This window comes from Thalassospira sp. NFXS8 (genome assembly GCF_040148805.1).
Taxonomy (GTDB): Bacteria; Pseudomonadota; Alphaproteobacteria; order Rhodospirillales; family Thalassospiraceae; genus Thalassospira.
In genome coordinates, this window is sequence record NZ_JAGEMF010000007.1 from 64,495 (window position 1) to 88,964 (window position 24,470).

At 52.9% G+C, this 24,470-nt stretch carries 21 protein-coding genes; 14 read left to right on the forward strand and 7 right to left on the reverse strand.

Annotated elements, in window-relative coordinates; genetic code table 11:
• Positions 1-355: 355 nt before the first annotated feature.
• Positions 356-1,126 (forward strand): helix-turn-helix transcriptional regulator, encoded by a 771-nt coding sequence (locus J4E05_RS23020; protein ID WP_349600609.1) that lies wholly within the window; start codon positions 356-358, stop codon positions 1,124-1,126.
• Positions 1,127-1,279: 153 nt separating this feature from the next.
• Positions 1,280-2,050 carry a helix-turn-helix transcriptional regulator gene (locus J4E05_RS23025; RefSeq protein ID WP_349600612.1) on the forward strand — a complete coding sequence of 257 codons (771 nt, stop codon included), beginning with the start codon at positions 1,280-1,282 and terminating at the stop codon, positions 2,048-2,050.
• A 339-nt stretch (positions 2,051-2,389) separates the two neighbouring features.
• Here J4E05_RS23025 and J4E05_RS23030 read toward each other — a convergent pair whose 3' ends face one another.
• Together J4E05_RS23030 and J4E05_RS23035 are read right to left on the reverse strand one after the other, a co-directional pair.
• A complete protein-coding gene (locus J4E05_RS23030; protein WP_349600615.1) occupies positions 2,390-2,860 on the reverse strand; it encodes a GNAT family N-acetyltransferase in 471 nt (156 codons plus the stop codon).
• Positions 2,861-2,862: 2 nt separating this feature from the next.
• Positions 2,863-3,822 carry an alpha/beta hydrolase family protein gene (locus J4E05_RS23035; RefSeq protein WP_349600618.1) on the reverse strand — a complete coding sequence of 320 codons (960 nt, stop codon included), beginning with the start codon at positions 3,820-3,822 and terminating at the stop codon, positions 2,863-2,865.
• A 162-nt stretch (positions 3,823-3,984) separates the two neighbouring features.
• Between J4E05_RS23035 and J4E05_RS23040 the strand changes: the two genes are divergently transcribed.
• Positions 3,985-4,503 (forward strand): cupin domain-containing protein, encoded by a 519-nt coding sequence (locus tag J4E05_RS23040; RefSeq protein WP_349600620.1) that lies wholly within the window; start codon positions 3,985-3,987, stop codon positions 4,501-4,503.
• Between the two features lie 34 nt (positions 4,504-4,537).
• Here J4E05_RS23040 and J4E05_RS23045 read toward each other — a convergent pair whose 3' ends face one another.
• Complete coding sequence (locus tag J4E05_RS23045; RefSeq protein ID WP_349600621.1) at positions 4,538-5,479, reverse strand: LysR substrate-binding domain-containing protein; 942 nt, start codon at positions 5,477-5,479, stop codon at positions 4,538-4,540.
• 158 nt (positions 5,480-5,637) lie between these two features.
• Between J4E05_RS23045 and J4E05_RS23050 the strand changes: the two genes are divergently transcribed.
• Positions 5,638-6,585, forward strand: a complete 948-nt coding sequence (locus J4E05_RS23050) for an aminotransferase class IV (RefSeq protein WP_349600624.1) — start codon at positions 5,638-5,640, stop codon at positions 6,583-6,585.
• A gap of 25 nt (positions 6,586-6,610) precedes the next feature.
• Here J4E05_RS23050 and J4E05_RS23055 read toward each other — a convergent pair whose 3' ends face one another.
• The gene (locus tag J4E05_RS23055; RefSeq protein ID WP_349600627.1) at positions 6,611-7,177 is read right to left on the reverse strand and encodes an RBBP9/YdeN family alpha/beta hydrolase; all 567 of its coding nucleotides are present in this window, start codon (positions 7,175-7,177) and stop codon (positions 6,611-6,613) included.
• A 130-nt stretch (positions 7,178-7,307) separates the two neighbouring features.
• On the opposite strand from J4E05_RS23055, the gene J4E05_RS23060 reads away from it, so the two are divergent.
• From J4E05_RS23060 to J4E05_RS23075, 4 genes are all read left to right on the forward strand, one after another.
• Positions 7,308-7,778 carry an Lrp/AsnC family transcriptional regulator gene (locus J4E05_RS23060; protein ID WP_349600630.1) on the forward strand — a complete coding sequence of 157 codons (471 nt, stop codon included), beginning with the start codon at positions 7,308-7,310 and terminating at the stop codon, positions 7,776-7,778.
• A 348-nt stretch (positions 7,779-8,126) separates the two neighbouring features.
• Entirely contained in the window at positions 8,127-8,897 is a 771-nt protein-coding gene (locus tag J4E05_RS23065) for an ImuA family protein (protein ID WP_349600633.1), read from the forward strand.
• On the forward strand, positions 8,890-10,566 hold the full coding sequence (locus tag J4E05_RS23070) for a Y-family DNA polymerase (protein ID WP_349600636.1): 1,677 nt from the start codon (positions 8,890-8,892) through the stop codon (positions 10,564-10,566). Before J4E05_RS23065 ends, J4E05_RS23070 begins: the two co-directional genes overlap by 8 nt.
• Before the next feature lie 8 nt (positions 10,567-10,574).
• Positions 10,575-14,000 (forward strand): error-prone DNA polymerase, encoded by a 3,426-nt coding sequence (locus J4E05_RS23075; protein ID WP_349600639.1) that lies wholly within the window; start codon positions 10,575-10,577, stop codon positions 13,998-14,000.
• Between the two features lie 105 nt (positions 14,001-14,105).
• Here J4E05_RS23075 and J4E05_RS23080 read toward each other — a convergent pair whose 3' ends face one another.
• The 3 genes from J4E05_RS23080 to J4E05_RS23090 all read right to left on the reverse strand — a co-directional run bounded on the left by J4E05_RS23080 (position 14,106) and on the right by J4E05_RS23090 (position 17,216).
• Positions 14,106-15,026, reverse strand: coding sequence for an NAD-dependent epimerase/dehydratase family protein (locus J4E05_RS23080; protein ID WP_349600642.1), 921 nt, complete (start codon positions 15,024-15,026; stop codon positions 14,106-14,108).
• A 140-nt stretch (positions 15,027-15,166) separates the two neighbouring features.
• Positions 15,167-16,399 carry a glycosyltransferase family 4 protein gene (locus tag J4E05_RS23085; protein ID WP_349600645.1) on the reverse strand — a complete coding sequence of 411 codons (1,233 nt, stop codon included), beginning with the start codon at positions 16,397-16,399 and terminating at the stop codon, positions 15,167-15,169.
• 43 nt (positions 16,400-16,442) lie between these two features.
• A complete protein-coding gene (locus J4E05_RS23090) occupies positions 16,443-17,216 on the reverse strand; it encodes an IclR family transcriptional regulator (protein ID WP_085594480.1) in 774 nt (257 codons plus the stop codon).
• Positions 17,217-17,417: 201 nt separating this feature from the next.
• Here J4E05_RS23090 and J4E05_RS23095 point away from each other — a divergent pair, with 201 nt between their 5' ends.
• The 6 genes from J4E05_RS23095 (at position 17,418) to J4E05_RS23120 (ending at position 24,469) form a co-directional block, all read left to right on the forward strand.
• Positions 17,418-19,007 carry an ABC transporter substrate-binding protein gene (locus J4E05_RS23095; protein ID WP_349600649.1) on the forward strand — a complete coding sequence of 530 codons (1,590 nt, stop codon included), beginning with the start codon at positions 17,418-17,420 and terminating at the stop codon, positions 19,005-19,007.
• Positions 19,008-19,095: 88 nt separating this feature from the next.
• The gene (locus J4E05_RS23100) at positions 19,096-19,950 is read left to right on the forward strand and encodes an alpha/beta hydrolase family protein (protein WP_349600652.1); all 855 of its coding nucleotides are present in this window, start codon (positions 19,096-19,098) and stop codon (positions 19,948-19,950) included.
• Positions 19,947-21,557 carry a gamma-glutamyltransferase gene (ggt, locus tag J4E05_RS23105; protein ID WP_085594477.1) on the forward strand — a complete coding sequence of 537 codons (1,611 nt, stop codon included), beginning with the start codon at positions 19,947-19,949 and terminating at the stop codon, positions 21,555-21,557. Before J4E05_RS23100 ends, ggt begins: the two co-directional genes overlap by 4 nt.
• A gap of 21 nt (positions 21,558-21,578) precedes the next feature.
• Positions 21,579-22,556: an ABC transporter permease gene (locus tag J4E05_RS23110; protein WP_085594475.1), complete on the forward strand. Its 978-nt coding sequence runs from the start codon at positions 21,579-21,581 to the stop codon at positions 22,554-22,556.
• A 1-nt stretch (position 22,557) separates the two neighbouring features.
• On the forward strand, positions 22,558-23,493 hold the full coding sequence (locus tag J4E05_RS23115; RefSeq protein WP_371456084.1) for an ABC transporter permease: 936 nt from the start codon (positions 22,558-22,560) through the stop codon (positions 23,491-23,493).
• 1 nt (position 23,494) lies between these two features.
• Positions 23,495-24,469 carry an ABC transporter ATP-binding protein gene (locus tag J4E05_RS23120; protein WP_349600656.1) on the forward strand — a complete coding sequence of 325 codons (975 nt, stop codon included), beginning with the start codon at positions 23,495-23,497 and terminating at the stop codon, positions 24,467-24,469.
• The last annotated feature ends 1 nt before the right edge of the window (position 24,470 follow it).

Genomic DNA, 24,470 nt, shown 5'->3' on the forward strand with positions numbered 1-24,470 from the left:
CATTATGCTCTGATCAGGTTTTCGTCTACCCAGCCAAAGCCACCCCTATTGCGATCTATAATTACAAACGGAAAAATATTTTCAAATATTTTTGACTTAAAAAGTGACCATCTTCACTATCTCACTCTAAAGTATAGAATCAAAAACTATCCTTATGTGTCATTAACGTCAGATGTAACACTTATCAAAATGATATATTACGTCTTCGTTATTCAGCACTTTCATCGATGTCATTTTTTTTACTTTCAAAGCTCCGGATGCGTTTGTGCTGACAACAGGGTAATTTTCGTCTTATAAATTATTAGAAACAATCTATGGAAAACCATAGGTAGGCACTTTTACCGGAATGGCAGGGATGGCCCTTCAGCTAAATAACGATCTTTTTGATCTGTTAAATGCACTGGACAATGCGCTGTCTGTGCCAGACGCATGGCAAGCGGGGTTGGGGTTTTTCAAGAAATATGGGGGTAATCAAATTACCTATACCCATGAAAGACAGGATGGCAGCATCGTCTTTCTCACCACCCTTCCAGACTGGTGGATGACCTATTATCTCGAAAATGACTATGCCAGCCTGGACCCGTTTATTGATGTCGGGCGCGCTTATTTCAAACCAACCCGGTTTGATACCAGATCGGTTAATCTGCCAATTTCCCTCTCTGCGCCCGCCGCTCAAATGCTTCAGGAATTTGCCGAAACAGGCTCGAGTAGCGGATTTGTCATTCCAACAATGGCCCCCTCTACCCTGAAAATCAGTGGCTTCAACATTGCAAATACAATGGAAAAGCAGGAATTTTCGCAATTTTATAGCGATAAGGAAAACGCCCTTGTCCTTGCTGCGCATGCCGTGCATCAACGCTGTCAGGAACTTGATCCTCAATTATCCCGAACGGACGTCCATCTGGCCCCGAAAAAGAACACTTCCTACCCCCTTCTCAGCCCACGAGAACGGGAATGTCTGCTTTGGCTATGTAAAGGAATGCGAAATGACGCCATTGCTGACCGCATGGGCATTACGCGCGTCACCGTCGAAATGCATTTGCGCAATTGCCGCCAGAAACTGAACGCCCGCACACGGGAACAGGCTGTTGTAACCGCCATAAAACGGGGCTTCATTACGCCCTGAACACGCTTTTCTTTATGGCCTGTCCCATGATCCTAAATCGCCTGCATCTGCCTTTTTACTGACAACCTGGCAGATTTTACCTTATCAAGGTAAAATCTCCGGACAATATAAAACCTCAGGTTTTCATTTTCACCAGATTAATAATGGGCAAAAATGATCTCGAACCCGAATAACGATCTCTTTGATCTGTTAAACGCCCTTGATAATGCACAGGATGTGCCAGCCGCCTGGCAGGCTGGCTTGCGTTTTTTCAGGAAATTCGGGGCCCGTCAGATCACCTATGGCTTTGAAAGACTGGATGGCAGCATTGTTTTTCTAACCACCCTACCCGACTGGTGGCTGAGCCATTACCAGGACAACAATTATGCCAGCTACGATCCGCTGATCGATATTGCCCGAGCCTATATTGCACCTAGAAAATTTGAAACGCCCTTCACCGATTTCCCCGTCACCCTTTCGCCCAAAGCCAGGCAAATACTCAATGAGTTTGGCGAAACGGAATCGACTGCCGGGCTGGTCATTCCGGGAATTACACCCATGCCGCAGCAACTAAGCGCCCTGGCCATTTCCAACACAATGAACGCGGAAGAATTTTCAAAATTCTATCGCGGGAAGGAAACCACCCTGATCCTGGCTGCTCATGCCGTACAACAGCGTTGCCAGGAACTTGATCATCAATTTACCCAAACAGACGTTCACCTGATGCTACAGAGAATCAGGCATCATCCCAAACTCAGCCCACGCGAACGCGAATGTCTGCTTTGGCTGTGCAAAGGATTACGCAATGACGCCATTGCCGACCGCATGGGCATTACCCGCGTCACCGTCGAAATGCATTTACGTAACTGTCGCCAGAAATTGAACGCCCGCACACGGGAACAGGCGGTTGTAACCGCCATCAAACAGGGCTTCATTACCCCATAAACCGGTATTCTCTCTCGCAGCGCAAATATATCAGGCTTTCATTTTGACTCTGGCCATTCGCTATCAGAAAAAAAAGGAACACAATAGGGATATTTGGCGCCCGCATTTCATGAGTAACAGGTGGCACCGGGCACACGCGCGGCCCTTTTACGGGCCGAAAAACGATAGCAAAACAATGCTGCGTATCAGAGGCGGGCAATTGGCGCTGGTCAAACCAACCGGGGCATTGTCGATATCATTAACAACACTGTGCTTGAAACACCGGTGTTAGAAGTTCTGACGTCAAACACCGAAAAATCATGTCTCCAAGAGGTTGCCTTTTCTCATGGTGCCCGTTTTTCATACCGTATCAATTTTGTACAACACGGCATCCACACGATCTGTCAGCCGATCATACAGGCGTTGGGCATTATGGTTATCGCCTGCCGTTAACCAATATAATCGGGCCCAGTTTTGCTGTTGCACCTGTGTTTCCAACGCGGCCATCATCTGCCCGCCAATGCCCAAACCACGTTGATCGGCCGACACCCAGAAATCTTCCAGATAAGCAACATTACGTAAGGAAAATGTATGGGGGTGAACAATGATATGGGCCAACCCAACCACTCTGTCTGTCGCCGCACCACCGCCATCGGCACGCTCAACCGCCAACCACGCCTGCATGGCATGGTCAGGGTCAAGAATACGGTACCATAACATGTCGATCACATCGTCGGTCATGTCACCGGCACCAAAGCTGACGATGTTCTGACGCCACAATTTTTCCCAGCCAGGGCGATGTTGCGATTGCGCCTGTACGATATAAATCATTATCACCCCACCCCGACTGTCAGATTATGTTCAGGCACTATATTCATCACAACGTTTCCCGGTGCATCGGCAGGCAAAACCCCGTCCCGCAGCCACGTCAGAGCAATCGGCCACAAACTGGTTTCAAACCGGTCATGGAAAAAGGCAAAATGGCCAATATCTGCGGCACCGATATCACCCGGTGCAACCCGCAAATGGGTGCGCGATGCGCCCTGGTAATATCCCAGTAACCGATCAACCGCCGCAACCGTTCCGAACGGATCATCGGTTAAACCAATCGCCAGCAATTTTCCCGACATCGTCGCAAAATTCTGCCTGAGCTGCCCGGCGGATACCGGCGAAGACAAGCTGTGTTCAAATGCCGGGCCCATTCGGCTCCAGTCGCGCACAACATGGTGTGGCACATCTTCCAGCCAGCCCAGACGGGCACCGGGGAAATAGCCAAACGAATGCGACAAAACCGGCATGACAACATGCCATTTCAAAAACATCCGCCAGCGCGAAACTTTTTCATAATCGCGCCAATAGGCAAATTGTGCGCCTATGGTTACCACGTGTTTTAAAACATGGTTTAACGGGGCCAACCCAATGGCAAACCCGCCAATCGAATGGCCCACGGCATAAATCGGCTGGCCGGGGAAACCGGTTTGCGCATAACGCAAAACCGCATCCACATCATATAATCCCCAATCGCCCCAACCGGCACGAAACCCCCGCAAGCGGTGCGGGCGGGATTCGCCAATACCGCGATAATCAAATGTCAGTACATCAAAGCCATTGCGACATAAAAAGGCAGCAAACCGCGCATAATACCGGCAACGTACGGCTGTTGCGGCACAAATCACCACAACAGGGCGAAAACACGGATCGCCCCGGCTATCACATCGCCATTCAAAACCGGTAATATCCACTCCGTCTATGCTTCGGGTCGTAAAGCGCGCCGGGACTATTGTTTGTACCATTTTACCCCTTTCCTGCCCTTTTCCCTGTCAAATTCGCATCATTTAACCTCGGTTCAATCCTGCTTCGCAATTGAAGTTTTCTCGTACCAGGCTGAGGTTTATTCACTTGAACAAGGCCCCCGTCTGCCTCCTGAATAATAATATAACCACAGGAGGTCTCTCATGAACCCTGCCAATATGCCCCCCAAAGCCCCAATCATTCACCTGGATGCATTGGAACTTTGTTCACAAACGTACGGCGAACATTTTACCGCTGCTTTTGCCGCCATTACCGCCCCGCTTGGCGCAACCCGGCTCGGCGCGCGTCTGGTTGAGGTTCCGGCAGGTAAAAAGGCGTGGCCGTTTCATTGCCATCATGCCAATGACGAAATGTTTGTTATTTTATCGGGGCATGGCACAGTCCGGTTTGGCGACAATATTTATGCCGTGAAAACCGGTGATGTGGTGGTCTGCCCGGCAGGCGGCCCCGAAACCGCCCACCAGTTACAGGCTGGCACGAACACTGCACTGCGCTATATCGCGATCAGCAGCATGAACGAACCCGATATTCTGCAATACCCGGATTCAGGCAAGGTTGCCCTGTTCGCCGGGGCCGCACCGGGCGGGGACAAGGCAAAACGTCGCCTTTCACTTAATTTTGCCACCCGCGATGCAATTGATTACTGGGAAGGCGAGGATTAAGACCAAAGGGTGTTTATCGGGATCAGAAACAAGGTCAGGTATTTTGTGCTTTTTCTGGTCGGGTCAGTGCTGGTGGCACCGCAACCTCTTGCAACCATGCCCGCAAGTTGCGCAAACGGCGATCGCGTTTTAACCGATCAGGATAAACCAGATAATACCCTGCCCCGGCTGCAACATTATGGTTAAACAAACGGGCCAGACGCCCGGCTGCAATATCACTGGCTGCAATTTCACCACTTGCAAGGGTAATACCAGCCCCATCTATGGCCGCACGCAGGCCCAAACCGGCGGAATCAACAAATGTAACAGCCGCCGGTTTGATCGGCCCGCCTGGCAAGGTTTCATTCCAGGCGGCAAAATTCGCCCGTCGATGCTGGGATAAAAACAGGTTAGCCTCGGCAATTCGGGCGCGAATATCGGCGTTCGTCCCCCCGGCATCCTGCGGTTTGCCCAGCAGGGTCACATTTTCGCTAAACAATAAATCATCCATCAGACCGGGCCAATTGCCCTGACCATGGCGAATGGCAACATCGGCCGCCCCAGCCACCAGGTCAACTGCCTGCTGGCTGGTTGAAATCAGCAATTCAAAACCAGCCTTTTCAAACGGATAACGCGCCAAGCGCGGGGACAACCAATGCACTGCAAAGGTGGGCAGCATCGTCAACCGCAATGGCCCCGACACATGGTCCTGTCGCAAATCGCCCACCGCCTGAATAATCTTGGCAAATCCGTCGCTTAAATCAGGCGATAATCTTTCACCGCTTTCTGTCAATTCCAGCCCCGGCCCCGCCCGGCGTAATAGTTCCAGCCCCAGAATATCTTCTAGAATGCGTACTTGATGGCTTACCGCCGACGGCGTCACACCCAGTTCAGACGACGCATCCTTGATCGACAAATGTCGGGCTGCGGCCTCAAACGCGCGCAGGGCATTTAACGGTACGTTTAGGCGCATCGGGTTTTGGGAAAGATCCGTCATTTCTGCTCTGGCCCCTGACTGTCATCTGACAATTGTTACAGCGGTTTGACGTAATGGCAATGTGATGAATCCTCAAACCGGGCTGAGAACAGCTCACTGGTTTTACGATTTGTTTTGCCCTCAACTTTAATTCCGTTTTCAACACTGGCAGAACAGTTATGACCCACACCGATTTTGGTACCCGCGACGGCTTTATCTGGATAGACGGCACACTCGTGCCATGGGAAAAAGCCGAATGCCACATATTAAGCCATAGCCTGCACATGTCAGGGGCCGTGTTTGAAGGAATGCGCGCCTATAATTCACATGTTTTTCTGGGTCAGGCCCACCTTGAAAGACTGGGAAAATCTGCCGAACTGGTTGGCTATAACCTTCCATGGACCGTCACTGAACTGACCCGCGCAATCGAAGCCGTTATCTGGGCCAATGGCCTTGATGATTGTTATATTCGCCCTGTCGCATGGCGGGGATCGCAAAGTGTGTCAGTCGCCGCCCCCAACGCCCACATTCATGTTGCCATTGCCGCCTGGGACTGGCCCACCCCGGCCAGGCTGGGCACAGCAACAACAGGCATTCGGCTGGTGCTGGCTGACTGGCGCCGACCAGCCCCCAATACGGCTCCGACGGCGTCAAAATGTTCGGGCATGTATATGATCGGCACATTGGCACGGCATATGGCGCAAAATGGCAGCTTTGACGATGCCCTGATGCTCGACAGCTACGATAACATTGCCGAAACCACCGCAACCAACATTGTTCTGATCAAGGATAACCGGCTTATTTCCCCCTTACCTATCTGTTTTCTCGACAGTATTACCAAACACCATGTTTTTGCCCTGGCACAGGATATGAAACTGACAAGCAGCCAGCAAACCGTCACCCTTGATATGCTGGCGGACGCCGACGAGGTTTTTGTCGTCGGGACCTCGGTTGAAATTCTGCCGGTTATCGAACTTGCCACACGCAACCATGTTTATCACTGGCCAGTGGGTGCCCTGACCAAGCGGTTGATAGCGGCATTTGCCAAATCCGTACGGGTGAACACAAACCGTAATACCCTGCCAGCCGGACATAACAATGCCAAAGTCACCGCCCCCAGCCCATGATGCACCGGGTAAACAGGCATATCATTTAATCGCCCAACCCGGTGCCAAAGGCTGCCAACAAAGCCTGCCCTTGGGGCCAGTCCCCGATATTGCTGGCTTCGTTGATATGGCCCAACGCCCCCGCCATCACCAAACCCGCCTGCCAGTTCCGGGCGCAGCGGGCCATGTATTCCGGGTGGGCATAAGGGTCATTTTCGCTACCGACCAGCAAGGTTGGAAACAATAATTCGTGCTGTGGCACCGACGCAAAACCAGCCGCCTCAACGGGGAATTGTGCACTCGCCGGGTTGGGTGGCGCCACCATAAACACTCCCTTAATTGCCCGCAGGGCAGTGTTTTGCTGCCGGGCAGCCCAATGAACGACCAAAAGACACGAAAGACTGTGCGCCACCAGAACCGGCGGTGTCGGAATTTGCGCCAAGGCCGCATCCAGTGCCATAATCCAGTCTTCCAGGTCTGGATGATCCCAATCTGCGGGCATCATTCGCAAAAAGGGGCGCGCAGATACCCGCCATTGGTCTTCCCACAGGCTTTGCCAATGCTTCGGGCCAGAACCGCCAATACCGGGCAAAATAACCACAGGTGACTTCATAACCGTTCCCCTGAAAATTAAAGGTCAGGCTTCCGATTATAATCAATCGCCTAAAAACCAACATGGCAACTCATCGGCTGTGTTACGTTATTTCCGATGATTCATCGCTTTTTACGGCAGGATTGGTTAAATGGCACATACAGATTTTGACCGGCTTGATATCGCCATCATCGAAGCCTTGCAGGAAAATGCCCGCACCCCGCTTGCAGAACTGGGACGGCAAATCGGGCTATCGCAACCAGCCATGTCCGAACGGGTAAAAAGGCTGGAAGAACGTGGCATTATACAAGGATATGGCGCGCGCATTAACCCGGCAGCCCTTGGGTTCGGATTAATGGCAATAATCCGGTTAAAAACCACCCATGAACATATCCAACACTGCCTGCAGCACTTTGCCAATATGCCCCATATCATCGAGGTTCACCGGCTTACCGGGGAAGATTGCTTTTTGTTAAAAGTATTGGTCCCCACACCGGGCGACCTTGAAACCATTGTCGATCGCATCGCGCGACATGGGGCCGTTACCACGTCGCTTGTTTTACGATCCGAACCTGCCAAACCAATTGGACGGACCTTGTTACAACATCCCCGTTCCGGCTAACTCTGGCGATTCAACGCAATCGGCACCACCTGGTCCGGCATTTAAGGCCAAAACCCGTTGATCAAAACCGATCAACAAGCCCCTCAATCGGTGGGCAGGCTCGACGAAGCCCTTGCCTTTCGCGGCACCGGCCGCGCGGCGGCATCGCGCCGATCCAATTGTCCATGAGTTCTTCTCATCGACAATTGATAAACATCACATCGTGAAACCGGAATGATCTGTGTAAGTGACGGGACTATATATCAAAAAATGAAACCGGTCCGATGCCAAACGGTTTGATCTTGACTCTGACACCTGCCTGCCCACATAAATAAGAACAAAATAGGAACAAATAGCGGGCGTCATTTTATGGCCAGCAAATTGCAACAGGCACGCGCCGCCCTTATGCAGGCGGAAAACCAATGGCAAGGCCGTGCCGCCAGCGTAAATAGCGGCCGAGAACACCTTATCACCCGGGCGTTTGGCGATATTGACCTGAAACCGTATTTTGCTGCTGGTGGCTTAATGCCAACCGGCCTGCACGAGATCATGACCGAGCATGATGACAGCGCAACATCGGCGCTGGCCTGGTATGTGGCCGGGTTGCAGGCCACCGCGTCGCCACAGGCACAGATGCCAACAGTTTTATGGGTGCGCCAGCGCAAAGCCCTGGATCAGGGCAAGCTTTACCCGCCCGCTCTGTTTGCCAGCCCGGCCCGCCATAACCTGGTGATGATGACAATTAACCAACAACAAACGGCACTTTGGGCCTGCGAGGAAGCCGCCAAATCGGGCCAAATCGCAACGATCATCCTTGAAACCACCGATTATGATTTAACCGCCGCACGACGCCTGCAACTGGCATGCGAGGCAGGCAATACGCGCTTGATTGTTTTGCGTCACCACCGGGCCGGGCAAAATATTGCCCCGTCCCCGGCATGGTCGCGCTGGCAGATAAAACCACAAGGGACCTATCGAAAACTCAGCCTGATCGGGGGACGCGGGGTTCGACCGGCAAGCTGGAAAGTGACTATCGATGAAGCAACGCTTTTTGTATCTGTGGCTGACACATTGGAAAACCGACTGTCACCGGGCTGCTGCCACACAACATCGGCCCATAAACAGCCCGTTCATGCGTGACAGCATTGCGAGCGGAACGTCATCCGACACTGATCAAACGTCGCAACCTGCCACAACACCCTTTATCGTCACGCGTAGCGACCATAAAGGTGTGCTTACCTGTGGTTTGTCGCAAGGGGCGCGCAGGGCCGGACTTCAACCCGGCATGCGCCTTGCCGAAGCGCGCAGCATTATGCCCGATCTGCTCAATATCAACGAAGATCCGGGCCTTTATGCCCGCAATCAAACCCGGCTGATCAAGCATCTGGACCGCTATAGCCCGTGGATTGCCCCGGACCGGGTTTTAATGCGCGATAATCTTGCCGGGGAAGGCGGTTTCTGGCTGGAAATGACGGGCGGCTGCCATTTGTTTGGCGGTGAAGAAACCCTGATCAAACAAGCCCAACACGACCTCACCACACTGGGATTTTCCTGCAAAGCGGGCATGGCCGATAGTGCCGGTGCCGCATGGGCCTGTGCACGCTTTCATGCCGGTGACCGCATTTTATCCTTACCTGCCCACCATAATACCGCGCGCGGTTTCCCCGTTGAAGGACTGCGCTTGTCGCCCGATATCCTGACGACCCTGCACCGACTGGGTATTCGTCAGTTACAAGATGTTGCCGACTTGCCACGGGCCACTTTAACCACCCGTCTTGGCGCCGATGTTTTACAAAAACTTGATCAGTTTTATGGCCGCCTGCCGGAACACTTGAACTTCCATTTACCTGATCAACCCTGGCTGATCCGCCAGAAATATGGCGAACCGCTGGGCGATGCCGCCAATCTGGAAGCTGCGGTTCGACAGATGGTTGCGCAATTATGCACACAGTTACAAAACGAAAACAAAGGTTTGCGCCGTATCATTCTGCGCTGTGTGCGAGTAGATGGCCATGCCCATACGGTACAAATCACCACCAGCACCGCTTGCCAGTCCGCCCCGCATATTGACCGCCTGCTGGCCGAAAAAATGCCTGGTGTCGATACCGGTTTCGGGATCGAGGAAATCATTCTCTATGCCCCCTGGGTCGAACATGTTGCCTTTCGCCAGATCAACCTGGACGCCAATGTCAGCCAAAATGGCAATTCAATTGCCCTGGCCCAATTGTTTGACCGGATCGGTCATCACCTTGGCCCGCGCGACCAATTGTTTCGCCCCGGCCACCATGCCTGCCACCTGCCTGAAAAGGCCACCAACCGCCAGCCGGTGGGTACTCCCCCCTCAGCGGCACGCCTGCCTGATATTCATTTACCCAAACGCCCCATCCGCCTGATTGAGCCACCTGAACCGGTTCAAATTTTACACCGCACTGCCGATGGCGCCCCCGCCACCCTGCGCTGGCGGCGTATGGATCTGGAAATTACCGCAATCAGCGGGCCAGAACGCCTATGCCCGGAATGGTGGGATCACCTCGACCAAGGCGGGTTTGCCTTGCATGAGCAAACCCGTGATTATTTTCACATCCACGACCATACTGGCCGATGGCTCTGGCTTTGCCGAACCCTGGGGTGCCGCCCGACAGAACCAGCGTCCGATATGTCATTTGCTCCATCTTTTAAAATCGGTTTTGCCACCCCCACACCGTCAACGCAGGACGCATTGAGCGTTACAACATCCCAAAGCCCAAAGCCCCGCAAAAATACCCGTACGCTTCAGGAGCTGTGGTCCGTTCACGGCCTGTTTGCATAAGCGCGATCATGGCAGATATCCCCCCCGTCACAGTCGTTACCCCCTCGCAATACAACCTTGCGATTGATAGCGGCACAGCCAAATGTCCGCGATATGCCGAACTTCAGGTCAGCAGCAATTTTTCATTCCTGCGCGGGGCATCTCATGCCGAAGAACTGGTTTTAACCGCTGCCAGCAAAGGGCTTCACGGCCTTGCCATAACCGATCGCAACAGTCTGGCAGGCATTGTACGCGGGTTTAGCGCCCATCAACCCCACCAGGACCAGTTGCAATATATTGTTGGTTGCCGGCTGGATCTGGCCGATGCCCCGTCACTTTTATGCTATCCAACAGATAGACAGGCTTATGCACGGCTTTGCCGGTTGTTAACATTGGGAAAACGCCGTGCGCCCAAGGGAGAATGCGAACTTTACCTCAGCGACGTGGTGGCCCACAGCGACGGGATTTTATTTATTGCCGTCCCGCCACATGTTCCCACTGCGACGTTTTATGATCAGCTTATAACGCTTCAATCTTGCTTTTCCGACCAGCTATGGCTGTCCGTCAGCCGTTTTATGGACGGGTTTGATCCCGAAAGACTGGCGTTTTCGCAAAAGGTCGAAACCGGTTTGGGCATTCCCGTGGTCGTAACCAACGATGTGCATATGCATGTCCGATCCCGTAAACCATTACAGGATGTTCTCACCTGCATTCGCCATCACTGCCGGATCGAGGATGCCGGATACCGTTTATTTCCCAATGGCGAACGCCATATCAAATCCCCCCGGGAAATGGCGGCCCTGTTCCCCGATCATCCCCACTGGCTGGAACGCAGCGTTGAAATTGCCCAGCAATGCCGCTTTCATTTGCGTGAATTGCGCTATGAATATCCCGATGAAAATGATGGTTCCGGGGAAACCACCCAGCAGCGCCTGGCCCGCCTGACCTGGGAAGGGGCGCATAAACGCTATCCTGATGGCATCCCGGCCAAGGTTGAAGGGCTGTTAAAGGCCGAACTCGCCCTGATCGAAGAATTGGGCTATGCCCCCTATTTTTTAACCGTGCATGACATTGTATCCTTTGCCCGATCAAAGAAAATTTTATGCCAGGGGCGTGGTTCGGCAGCCAATTCATCTGTCTGTTTTTGTTTGCATATTACGGCCGTCGACCCGGCAAAGGTTGAATTGCTGTTTTCGCGCTTTATCAGCAATGCCCGCGATGAACCGCCTGATATTGATGTCGATTTTGAACATGAACGCCGCGAAGAGGTCATTCAGTACATTTATCGGCGTTACGGACGTGACCGGGCCGGGCTGACCGCCACGGTTATTTCCTATCGTTCGCGCAGTGCATTGCGCGATGTTGGCAAGGTTTTTGGCCTGTCGGAAGACAACATTGTCAAACTGACCAAAACCGTTTGGGGATCGGGCAGCAGAGGCCCGCATGATGCCATGATGCGCCAGTCGGGCATCAATCCCGATGAAACACGCATTCAGGCCATTTTGCGCCTGACTGGCGAACTGACCGGTTTTCCCCGCCATTTATCGCAGCATGTGGGCGGCTTTGTCATTACCCGCAGGCCATTGTGCGAACTTTCCCCCATTGCCAATGCCGCGATGGAAGACCGCACCACTATTGAATGGGACAAGGACGATATTGATGCGCTGGGCATTTTGAAGGTCGATGTGCTGGCACTGGGAATGCTCAGCTGTATTCGCAAGGCCTTTGACGAATTACGCCATCACAAAAACATCGATTACGACCTGACCTCCCTGCCCAAGGAAGACCCTGCCGTTTATGAAATGCTGTGCAGGGCCGATAGCATTGGCACCTTTCAGGTGGAATCCCGGGCACAAATGAGCATGCTGCCGCGCCTGAAACCCAAATGCCTGTATGATTTGACCATTCAAATTGCCATTGTCCGCCCCGGTCCCATTCAGGGCGGCATGGTGCATCCGTTCTTGGAACGACGAAAGAACCCGGAAAAAGTCAATTACCCGTCTGATGAACTGGAAGCGGTTTTGAAACGGACCGAAGGCGTGCCACTATTTCAGGAACAGGCCATGCAGATTGCCATTGTCGGCGCGGGCTATAGCGGCGGCGAAGCCGATAATTTACGCCGGGCGATGGCGACCTTCAAACGCACCGGCACCATTGGCGAACATCGCGACAAATTCATCAACGGCATGTTGCGCAATGGCTATGATGCCGATTTTGCCGAACGCTGCTTTAAACAAATCGAGGGTTTTGCCGATTACGGCTTTCCCGAAAGCCATGCCGCCAGTTTTGCCATTCTGGCCTATGCGTCGTCCTGGTTAAAACATCATCATCCCGATGTGTTTTTATGTGCCCTTCTCAATGCCCAACCCATGGGCTTTTACGCCCCGGCACAGTTGGTTCATGATGCCCGAAACCACGGGGTCCGGGTGCTGGAGGTCGATGTTAATTACAGTTTCTGGGACAACACAATGGAACGCGAAATGGGCCGTGCTTCGGGTTATCTGGCGGTGCGTCTGGGGTTTCGGCAGGTGCGCGGGCTGGCGGAACTTGAAATCACCAAATTGATCGCCAACCGCCCGGTTGGCGGCTTTCAGGATATTTACCTGATGGCGCGCCAAACCGGGCTATCGCCAGCAGCGCTTGAAAAACTGGCCGAAGCCGATGCTTTTCAATCCCTGGCCCTGCGCCGACGCGAGGCCCTGTGGGCGGTCAAACGCTTTGGCAAAGGACGTAAAGCCCCCGCTGCCTTGCCCTTGTTTGAAGCCGCCCAGAACTTTAACCACAATATGGGCGTTTCCGCCGAATTTGGCCCGGAACCCGCCGTGAACCTGCCAGTCATGGGGCCGGGCGAAGAAATTATCGAAGATTACGCCAGCCTGCGCCTGTCGCTGAAGGGTCATCCGATTTCCATGTTACGCGATGCGCTTAACGGTGCAGGCATCAAACGCGCGGTTGATCTTGATGCTGCGCGCAACGGCGATAAAATTACCCATGCCGGACTGGTCATTGTCCGCCAGCGCCCCGGGACGGCATCAGGGATTGTTTTTATTACGTTAGAAGACGAAACCGGGGTTAGCAATCTGGTGGTATGGTCCAAGGTAATGGAGGAATTTCGCCGTGAAATCATGACCGCAACCATGCTAGGTGTATCAGGCAAACTGCAACGCGAAGACAATGTCACCCACATCATTGCCGAAAAACTGGTCGATCTTTCCGGCATGCTGCAAAGCCTGACCGACAACACCAAAATCGACCGTCAGTCTGGCGGGCATCCGCGCAATTTACGCTGGGCCACCGGAATACCGGGCACCTCTGCTCCCTCTCTTTCAGCATCTTCATCTTCTGCATCATTCGCATCAGATACAACCCGACAACTTGAAAATCTGAGGAAACACCACGAACAGGATCAGGCGAAACCCACCCGACTTAAGGTGGATAGCCATGACTTTCATTAATACGACCGGGGCAATCCTCAACAGAAAAATCCCGAAGATCAGGCAATGTCCGATCAGGCCGAAACATATCCGATCCTTCACAAAATTCTGATGCTAAAAGTCCGGTTATGAACCAACCCAGCGCGCCAATCCTTCAGATAAGGAAACAGGCCGCCATTCAGGGAGAATTTCACGAACCAAACTATTATCGGCACAGCTATGTTGCTGGTCACCGGAGCGCGAAGGACCATAAGAATAATCAAGAATTTTCCCTGTCGCATCCTGCCAGAATTGAACAAGCTCGTTCAATGTCGTTGCGAACCCCGTACCAAGATTCATAACCCGCGGTGCGGTACCATTAGATCCAATCAGCAACGCAATTGCACCGGCAATATCTTCAACGGCAATATAATCCCGAGTAATGGACCCATCACCAAAAATGGTAAATTTCTTGCCCTCATCCCGGGCGTCCAGCAATCGGGTGATAACACCACTGTACGGACTTTTCGGATCTTGTCCGGCACCATAGACATTAAAAAAGCGAAAGGCGGTCGTTTTAAGGTCATAACAGGTATTATATATACCAGCCTGAACCTCGTTCATAAATTTACTGGAAGCATAAGGCGACAACAACCCCTGTCCCGTTGCCCATTCCTCCTTGAAATTTCCTGTAAGTTCATTGGCATACACAGATGCAGAACTTGCATAAATCACACGCCCGGGGAATCGAATTTCCCGACAAATATCAAGTAGCTGTTCAGTAGCTGCTACATTAATGTCAAAAACCTGCCTGGGCATTTCGATAGAAATCGGCACACTAACAAGCGCAGCAAGATGTACAATATGATCAACAGTAACAAGCACATCTTTCAATGCTGCTCGATCACGAACATCAGCATCAATCACCTGTCCAAGACCCGTCAAACCCTCTCGGCTGGCATTGCTAAAATTATCATAAATTTTTACATCATGCCCCAATGCAACAAGCGCCCGACAAGTATAACGACCAATAAAACCCGCCCCGCCCGTCACAAGAACTTTACTCAAAATAATCCCCCCAAAACGCAAAAAAACACTTATCAAGATATTTCAGGTTTTAGCATATCAAACTCATTGATCACCCATAAAGTTTACGTTCCTCACGTCCCCCAGTTCAAAGATAAAATCTAGCGAAAAACGCGAAACATTTACAAACTTGCCTGCTTAACGATCTTCTTATAAAAAACCGCCAAATCACATCCAAGCAATTCATCATAAACTGCCAGCGTATCGATACGCATTTGATCGGCATTAAACCTGGCCATAATATGGGCGCGTGCGCGGGTTCTCAATTGCGCCCGTTCTGCCGGGGTTAGGGAAAGTGCTTTCTCAAGGGCGACGGCCAATACCCCCGGGTTTTCCGGGGGAATAAGCCAGCCGGTGAAAGCATCCACCCCCATCGCATCCTCATCCAGCACAGTTTCAGCCGGGCCGCCTTCCTGATTGGCAATCACAGGGCATCCCATGCCCTGTGCTTCAATCGCGGTGCGACCAAAGGCCTCTGGCCGGACCAATGATCCGCCAATCGCAACATCGGCCGCCAGATAAGCCACTGGCATGTTTCGGCATTCGGGCACCAGTTTCACTATATCGCCCAGCCCGGCCTGCCCGATGCGTTGTTGCAGCAAGGCAATATAATCCGGCGTTGCCAGTTCAGGCCCCGGTAGCACAACCTTCAATCCTTGCTTTAACGCCGGGCCAAGCTGTGCGACCGCTTCAATAACCACCATTTGCCCCTTGGTGGGCGAAATACGCGATGGAAAAAGCACCACACGGTCGTTTTCATCAACACCCCATTGGGCGCACATGGCGGCAACCGCCTTTGGCGTGATTTTTTCCGGGTCAAAATATGTGCTATCAAGCCCGCGATAAATAACCCGTACCCGATCATTGCCAGTGTGGTGGCGTTGCGCAATCAGCTTGCCAATGAAGTGCGAATTGGCAATCACCCGGTCGCCCCGGGCCATGATGCTGCTGTAAAAATTCTTGATGCTTTTAAACGGTTCGCGCCTGGGCTGCGAATAAGTGGAATGATAGGTCGTTACAAACGGTACCCCCTGCCAACGGGCAGCGAAGAAGGCTGAAATCGCAGGTGCCCGGCTTCTGGCATGTACCAGTGTCGCACCGTAATCCCTGATAATTTTCCTGATTTTCCAGATATTTGCAATAATTCGGATCGGGTTTTTACTGGCAACCGGCAGCTTTATAACCTCGCCACCGGCCGTACAAATATCATCGGCCAACCGTCCACCCTCGGTTACGACAATCGCCTTTGCCCCCACCCGGGTCAGGGCTTGCGCAATTTCCAGCGTGGTTCGTTCTGCCCCGCCACTATTTAACCGGGGGATAACCTGCAACACGACAATGTCAGATAAATTCATCAGAAACGTAACTTTCACCAACCCGGATTACAAAACAGGTCTGTTAACCAACCCAGCCCAAACCACGCGAAATGCCTTTTGCCGCCTCGGTCAGCAGACTGACAAAACGATCAAGATCGGATTTCTGCGTGCGAAATGCCGGGGCCGCCACATTCAATGCCGCCAATACCGAGCCATCAACCGCAAAAATTGGCACCGATACCGATACCAGCTGATCACTAACTTCCCCGTGGCTGATGCAAAAGCCTTGTTTGCGAATATTCATCAATTCACGCATCAGCGCGGAACGGTTGGTAATCGTATTGCCGGTAATACGGTTAAGCGTGTCGGGCAAAATACGTGCAATCAGATTGTCCGATAAAAACGCCAGCAAAATCTTGCTCGACCCGGCATGCAACGGACGCCGCCGCCCCACCACGGCATGAACCCGCAAATCGCGCGAGGGCTCGAATTTGGCAATACACAAGGCTTCGGTATTATCCCGTATCCGGATTTGCACCGTTTCGTTCATTTTTTGACCCAGCGTTTCCAAAACCGGACTCGCCAGTTTTACCAGATCAATCTGGGTGGACGCGGAAGTTCCCAACACCAGAATGGCGTTGCCAAGGTTATATCCTCCATCTTCGGCCCGCTGGATGAATTTTCGCTGTTCCATTGTGCGTAACATTCTTAAAGTTTTTTGCTTTGTCTCTCCCAGATTTCGGGCAAGGGATGACAGGCTTTGCCCCGGTTCGCGCGACACCTCCAACAGCACGGACAAAGCTGTATCAACTGATTGAATTACATACTTTTTATCTGTTACGGACTCTAAAAACACTGGTAATTACCCCCCGATGGGAACCATCAAAAATACCGCCGTAATAGTGTTACACACAATGTAACATCACAAGAAAAAAAATTGACACAAATCCACCGAACTGCCGATCATGCGTCATAAGCAACCCACAGAGTTGCACAAAACCCAATATTCGATCCGGGACTGGCTCCGCTAGAGATCTTAAATGAAATGGAGACTATAATGTCGCTCACCCCGACACTGGAAATGGCCCGCAAGGCCGGCCTGGGATTGCTGCTTGGCATGGCAATTCCGTCAATGGCCATGGCAGCTGACTCCAGCCTGACAATTGGCATGTCCACCACCTTCACCACCGTTGATCCGCACGAAACATCCAGTTCGCCCAACAATGCGGCCAGCCGTCACATTTTTGACAGCCTGATCAACCGGGGCGGTGCCGCGGAAAACAATCCGCAACTGGCAACCGACTGGAAAGTCGTTGATCCGACCCATTGGGAATTTCATTTGCGCAAGGGCGTTAAATTCCACGATGGCACGACATTTGATGCCGAAGACGTCATTGCCTCGCTTTTACGCGCACGCGACAAGCCCAGCCAGGCATTTGCTTCCTATACTCGTAACATCAAGAACGTTACGGAATCTGATCCCTATACCGTTGTGGTCGAAACCACAGTTCCCGACCCGATGATCTTAAACTCCCTTAGCCGCATTCGAATCATCAGTGCTGACCACGCCCAAGACAGCGTTGCCGATTTTGATTCAGGCAAAGCCGCCATTGGCACCGGGCCGTTCAAATTTGTGTCCTATTCGCCCGGTGATCGCCTGGTTCTGGAGCGCAACGACGATTATTTCGCCGGTCCGTCGGAATGGAAAAACGTTACCCTGCGCATGATCCCTGATAACGGTGCGCGTCTGGCGGCTCTTTTGTCTGGCGATCTCGACCTGATCGAAACCATGCCCGCCGAAGGCGTTGATCGGGTTGAAAATTCCGACAATCTGCAATTGATCCGCGGTCAGTCCACCCGTCTTGTTTTTCTGGGTGTGAATGTGATGGACACCCCGACCGCTTTTATCACTGCTAAGGATGGATCGAAACTGGACAAAAACCCGTTACAGGATGAACGCGTACGCCGTGCGCTACTGATGTCGATCAACCGCCCGGCAATTGTTGATCGTGTAATGCAGAAAAACGGCACCGTTGCCGACCAGTTTGTTGCCAAGGGTTATTTTGGTCATTCCGATGCCGTCAAGCCGGTTAAATATGACCCGGAAGGCGCAAAAAAGCTGCTTGAAGATGCCGGCTGGGGTGACGAGTTTAAAATGACCATTCAGGGCCCGGCTGGCCGTTATGTAAATGACAGCGCCGTTCTTCAGGCCGTTGGTCAGATGTTCTCGCGCATTGGCATTGAAACCTCGGTCGAAGTTATGCCCTGGTCCATGTATTCAAAAAAATACACCACCGGCGACTACAGCGTATTTCTGGGGTCATGGGGCATTAACACCGGTGAAGTTTCAAACCCGGCACTGGCTGTTGTTGCAGGCCGCGACGATGAAAAAGGCACAGGCCGTTACAATGGCGGCGGTGTCAACGACCCGGAAATCAATAAATTGCTGGACGAAGCCACCTCGACACTGGACGAAGCACCGCGCAAACCGCTGCTTGAAAAAGTATCCGAGCTGACCTTCAACAAATTGTGGATTTTGCCGCTGCATTACGAAAACGTTGTGCTGGCTGCGAAAAAATCCATCAGCTACGCCCCGCGTGGCGACAAATACACCCTGGCATACGACGTAAAAAGCGCTGCCAACTAAATGATCCACCCCGGTGCGCATCGGGTTTTCTCTCCCTTGCCCGATGCGTGCCCCCCCCCCTCCCCGGTCATCCCCCAGGAGAAATCGAATGCAGGAACTAAGTTCGAGCGGTTCTGCCGCGCGTGCAAAGGCGATCTATGACTATGGCCATACGGCAATTTTCGCCTGCACCGCCGATCCGCGTTTTCACATGCTGCTTTATGTGCCACCAGCCGCCGCAGAGGGCCGCAAGGTTGACCTTCTGGTCGCCGTTCATGGCACCGGCCGCACATCGGCCATCGAATTTCGCGATGGGTTTGCCGAATTCGGCCTGTATAACGATTGCGCAATCCTGTGCCCGATCTTCCCGATGAACGCCCGCGGCGACGGAGCGCGTTCAGGTTATAAATACATTCAGGAAGGCGACATTCGTTACGACGAAATCCTGATTTCAATGGTCGACGAAATGGCCCAAAAATATGATCAGGACTGGTCAAAATTTGCCATGTTCGGTTTTTCCGGCGGCGGGCATTTCACACACCGCTTTACCCTGCTGCATCCGCAAAAACTGTGGGCCGCGTCCATTGGGGCACCAGGATCTGTCACCCTGCTGGATACCGAACGCAACTGGTGGGTTGGCGTTAAGGACATTAAAGAACAGTTTGGCATTAGTCTTGATATCCCTGCCCTGCAGAAGGTTGCCGTGCAAATGGTTGTCGGGTCTGCCGACCTTGAAAACTGGGAAATCATGCACGCACCAGGTTCCAAATACTATATGGAAGGGGCCAATGATGCTGGCAACACCCGCCCCGAACGCCTGAAATCACTGGCAAAATCGTTTGAAAAAGCTGGCATTGCCGTCAGCCTTACCGAAGTTCCCGGCGTTTCGCATGACCGCATGAAAGTGCTTGATACCGTCAAGGCGTTTCTGACCCGCACGTTAAAAGAGATCCGCCAAAAATGACAAATGCAACCATCGTAGCCCCGCAGCCTGAAGCCGCCGAAGCCGGTGCCGAAATTCTGGAACGGGGCGGAAACGCCATTGACGCTGCCCTGGCTTGTGCTTTTGTCCAGGGGGTCGCCGACCCGCAAATGTCCGGCATTGGCGGTTTTGGCTCCATGCAGGTTTATATGCCTGGCAAGGGCGTTCACGAAATTCTGGAATTTTATGCCCGCGCCCCGCTGGCCGCGACCGAAACCATGTGGGAAGACAAACTGGTCGGGCAAAGCCGCGACGGTTTTGGCTTTATTCTGGAAAACAATATCTCCGACATCGGTTATCTGGCCGTTTGCACACCGGGGTCACTTAAGGGCTACGAAACGGCATTGCGCGATTATGGCACCTTTGACTGGGCCGACATCATCGCCCCGGCGATTGGTTATGCCCGCAACGGTATTCTGATCCGCCCGCACATGCACTGGTATTGGGCCAAAGACCAGTCAAACGACCAATATGCCAACACCCTTGATAAACTGAAATTTTCCAAAACCGGGCGCGAAGTCTATTTTCACGAGGACGGCCGTTTGCGCAATGTCGGCGACATTTTGCGCAATCCCGACATGGCCAACACGCTTGAGCGCATTGCTCAAAGCGGCGGTGCCGACATTTTCTATCATGGGGAAATCGCCCAACAAATTGCCGATGACTTTGCGGCATCGGGCGGTTTAATCGGGCGAGACGATCTGTCGGCCTATAACATCACCAAAACCGACCCGATCTGGGGCGAATATCGCGGCCACCGCATTGCCACCAGCCCGCCACCAGGCTCGGGCTTTCCGATGCTCGAACTGCTGCATATTCTGGAACATTTCGACATTGCGAGCATGAAACACGGCAGCCATGATCATGTGCGCACCCTGTTTGAAGCCATGAAACGCATGACGATTGACAAGGATACCTATATGGGCGACCCCGCCTATATTGATGTTCCTTTTGAACAATTGCTCACCCCGGAATATACCGCCAAACTGGCAGCATCCATTCGGGCAGGGGACCGTGCATCGGTCGAACGGCTGGCAATGTCGCAACGCGATACCACCCATATTTCCGTGATCGACAAGGATGGCAACGCCGTTTCCATGACCCACACACTGGGCAGCCCCTCAGGTGCCATCACCGACGGGCTGGGCTTTATGTATAATGGTACCATGGCCCGGTTTGATCCGCGCCCGGGGCGGGCGGCATCCATCGCACCGGGTAAACGTCGCGCCAGCTCGGCAGCCCCCACCATCGTTTTTCAGGGTGAAAAACCCCGCATGGTCATTGGTGCACCAGGTGGCAGTTATATTGCGCCGACAGTGGCGCAAGGCATTATGAATGTAATTGATTTTGGCATGTCGATAACAGAATCCGTTGCCGCACCGCGCGTTATTGGCGTATCGAACAAAATTGATATCTGCAACCGTATCCGTCGTTCGGTTGAACATTCCTTGCGCGCAGACGGTTATGATGTTGCCCGTTCGCCCCAAAGTTACGCCTTTGCCGCCCTCCATGCCATCAGCATTGAAAATGGCATATCCAAAGGGGCCGCAGACCCGCAACGCGATGGCGTTGCCATTTCAATCGATTAAGCCAAGGGCAGGAGACGCACAATGCTTGCATCCCTATTGCGGCGATTGATACAGGCGATCATGGTTATTCTGGCCATGACGATCATTGTATTTGTCGGTGTTAATGTCATCGGCAATCCGGTCGATATCCTGATCAATCCTGATGCCAGTCAGGCGGAATATGCCCGCGTTGTTGCTCATCTGGGGCTGGATCGTCCGCTTTGGCAACAATATCTGATGTTTATCCAGGGTATTTTCCACGGCGATTTCGGCACCAGTTTTGTTTATAACAAACCTGCCCTTTCCCTGATTGTCGAGCGCCTGCCCGCAACGCTGGAACTGGCAATCAGCGCCCTTCTAATCGCAATTGTGGTGGGTTTACCCCTGGGTCTGTATGCCGGGTTACATCCCGAACGGATGTCTTCCCGCCTGATCATGAGCGGATCGATCCTTGGTTTTTCTTTGCCCACCTTTTGGGTCGGGTTAATGTTTATCCTGTTGTTTTCCGTGCAACTTGGCTGGTTACCATCTGGCGGGCGCGGCGAAACCGCCAGTTTTCTGGATGCCAGCTGGTCGTTTCTGACTGCCGATGGTTTGCATCATCTGATCCTGCCGGCCCTTAACCTTGCCTTGTTTAAAACATCGCTGGTTCTGCGCCTGACCCGTGCCGGCGTGCAGGAAGTTCTGCCACAGGATTATGTTAAGTTTGCCCGCGCCAAGGGGCTTAGCGAAAACCGGGTGATTTATACCCATGTTCTCAAAAACCTGATGATCCCGGTTGTGACCATTACCGGCCTGGAATTTGGCTCCCTGATTGCATTTTCAGTTGTAACCGAAAGCATCTTTGCATGGCCAGGCATGGGCAAGCTGATCATTGACAGCATCAACAATCTCGATCGTCCGGTGATCGTTGCCTATCTGATGATGATGGTGATCCTGTTTGTCGCGCTGAATTTCATCATCGACATTTGTTATACATTGCTGGACCCCCGCGTCCGGCTGGACACAAAGGGCAAATAACATGTCCCAAGCCGCAAACGGACCACAGGAAACAGCAGCACTACCAACCGGCATGGCTTCGACATCCTTACTGGCGCGATCAGGTAAACTGGCGCAAAAATTTGTCATGTCCCCCGGCGCTGCGATCGGGCTGGGCGTACTGATCCTGATCATTTTTCTGGCCGTGCTGTCACCGCTTATTTCACCGCAAAACCCCTATGATCTTAGCCAGCTTGATATCCTTGACGGTCGCCTGGCACCGGGATCATCGTCATTCGATGGCGTTCCCTATTATCTGGGCACCGATGATCAGGGCCGCGATATTTTATCAGGGATTCTCTATGGCCTGCGTACATCGCTGATTGTCGGGGTTCTGTCGGCATTTGCGGCGGCCACCATTGGCACCAGTATTGGCCTGATTGCCGCCTATATTGGCGGACGGGTTGAAACGCTTTTGATGCGCCTGGTCGATTTGCAATTGTCCTTCCCAACCATCTTGATGGCCTTGATGATGCTGGCCTTTCTGGGCAAGGGGCTAACCAATGTTGTCATTGCCCTGATCATTGCTGAATGGGCCACCTATGCCCGCACGGTGCGAAGCTCGGCCCTGGTGGAACGTGAAAAAGAATATATCGAGGCAGCCCATTGTTTGCGCCTGCCCGGCTATCGTATTTTATTTCGCCACCTTCTGCCTAACTGCCTGGCCCCGGTGATTGTGATTTCAACCATGCAAGTGGCGCGCGCCATCGGGCTTGAGGCAACCCTGTCATTTCTCGGGCTGGGGGCGTCGGTCACCGAGCCATCATTGGGTATGCTGATTTCAAACGGGTATCAATATCTGTTATCCGGCCTGTACTGGATCAGCTTTTTCCCCGGCATTGCCCTGTTGATCACGATTGTTGCCATTAATCTGGTTGGTGACCGGTTGCGTGACATTCTGAACCCGAGGAGCATGTGATATGGCGAACCTTTTAACGGTGTCCAACCTTGTCACCGAATTTGGTGGCACCAAAACCGCACCGGGTTTGCGGGCGGTAAACGATGTTTCCTTCACGCTTGAAAAAGGTCGGGTTCTAGGCCTTGTCGGCGAAAGTGGCTCGGGAAAATCGGTAACCGGGTTTTCGATCATGGGGCTGGTTGACCGACCCGGCAAGGTTACCGGCGGCCGCATCATTTTTGACGACCGTGATTTGATCGGCCTTGATCCGGAAGAAATGCGCCGCCTGCGTGGCAAACGCATTGCGATGGTGTTTCAGGACCCGATGATGACGCTAAACCCGGTTTTGCGTATAGGCACGCAAATAACCGAGGCCATACAGGCCCATGACCCCATGACAAAATCAGCCGCCCGTGCCCGTGCCCGCGACGCATTAGGGCTGGTTGGCATTCCCAGCCCCGAAGAAAGGCTTGATGCCTATCCACATGAATTTTCGGGCGGGATGCGCCAGCGCGTTGCCATTGCCATTGCCATGTTGCATCACCCCGATCTGATCATTGCCGATGAGCCCACCACCGCACTTGATGTTACCATCCAGTCGCAGATCATTGCCGAATTTCAAAAAATGGCTGAAATCAGCGGTACAGCAGTAATCTGGATTACCCATGATCTGGCGATTGTTTCACGTCTGGCCGATGATATTGCCGTAATGTATGCCGGGCGCCTGGTTGAAACCGGCCCGGTAGAACAAATTCTTGGTGATCCGCGCCACCCCTATACCCGGGGCCTTATCCAGTCTGTTCCCAGCCAGAACCAGCGAGGCCATCGCCTGCATCAAATTCCCGGTATGACGCCTAGCCTAACCCGCCTGCCGGGCGGGTGCAGCTTTCGTACCCGGTGCGGCTATGCCACCGAACAATGCCACACCATACCGGAACGAACAGATACCGGCACACGCACATATCGCTGCTTTCATCCCGTGACCGAGGGGCTTTAAC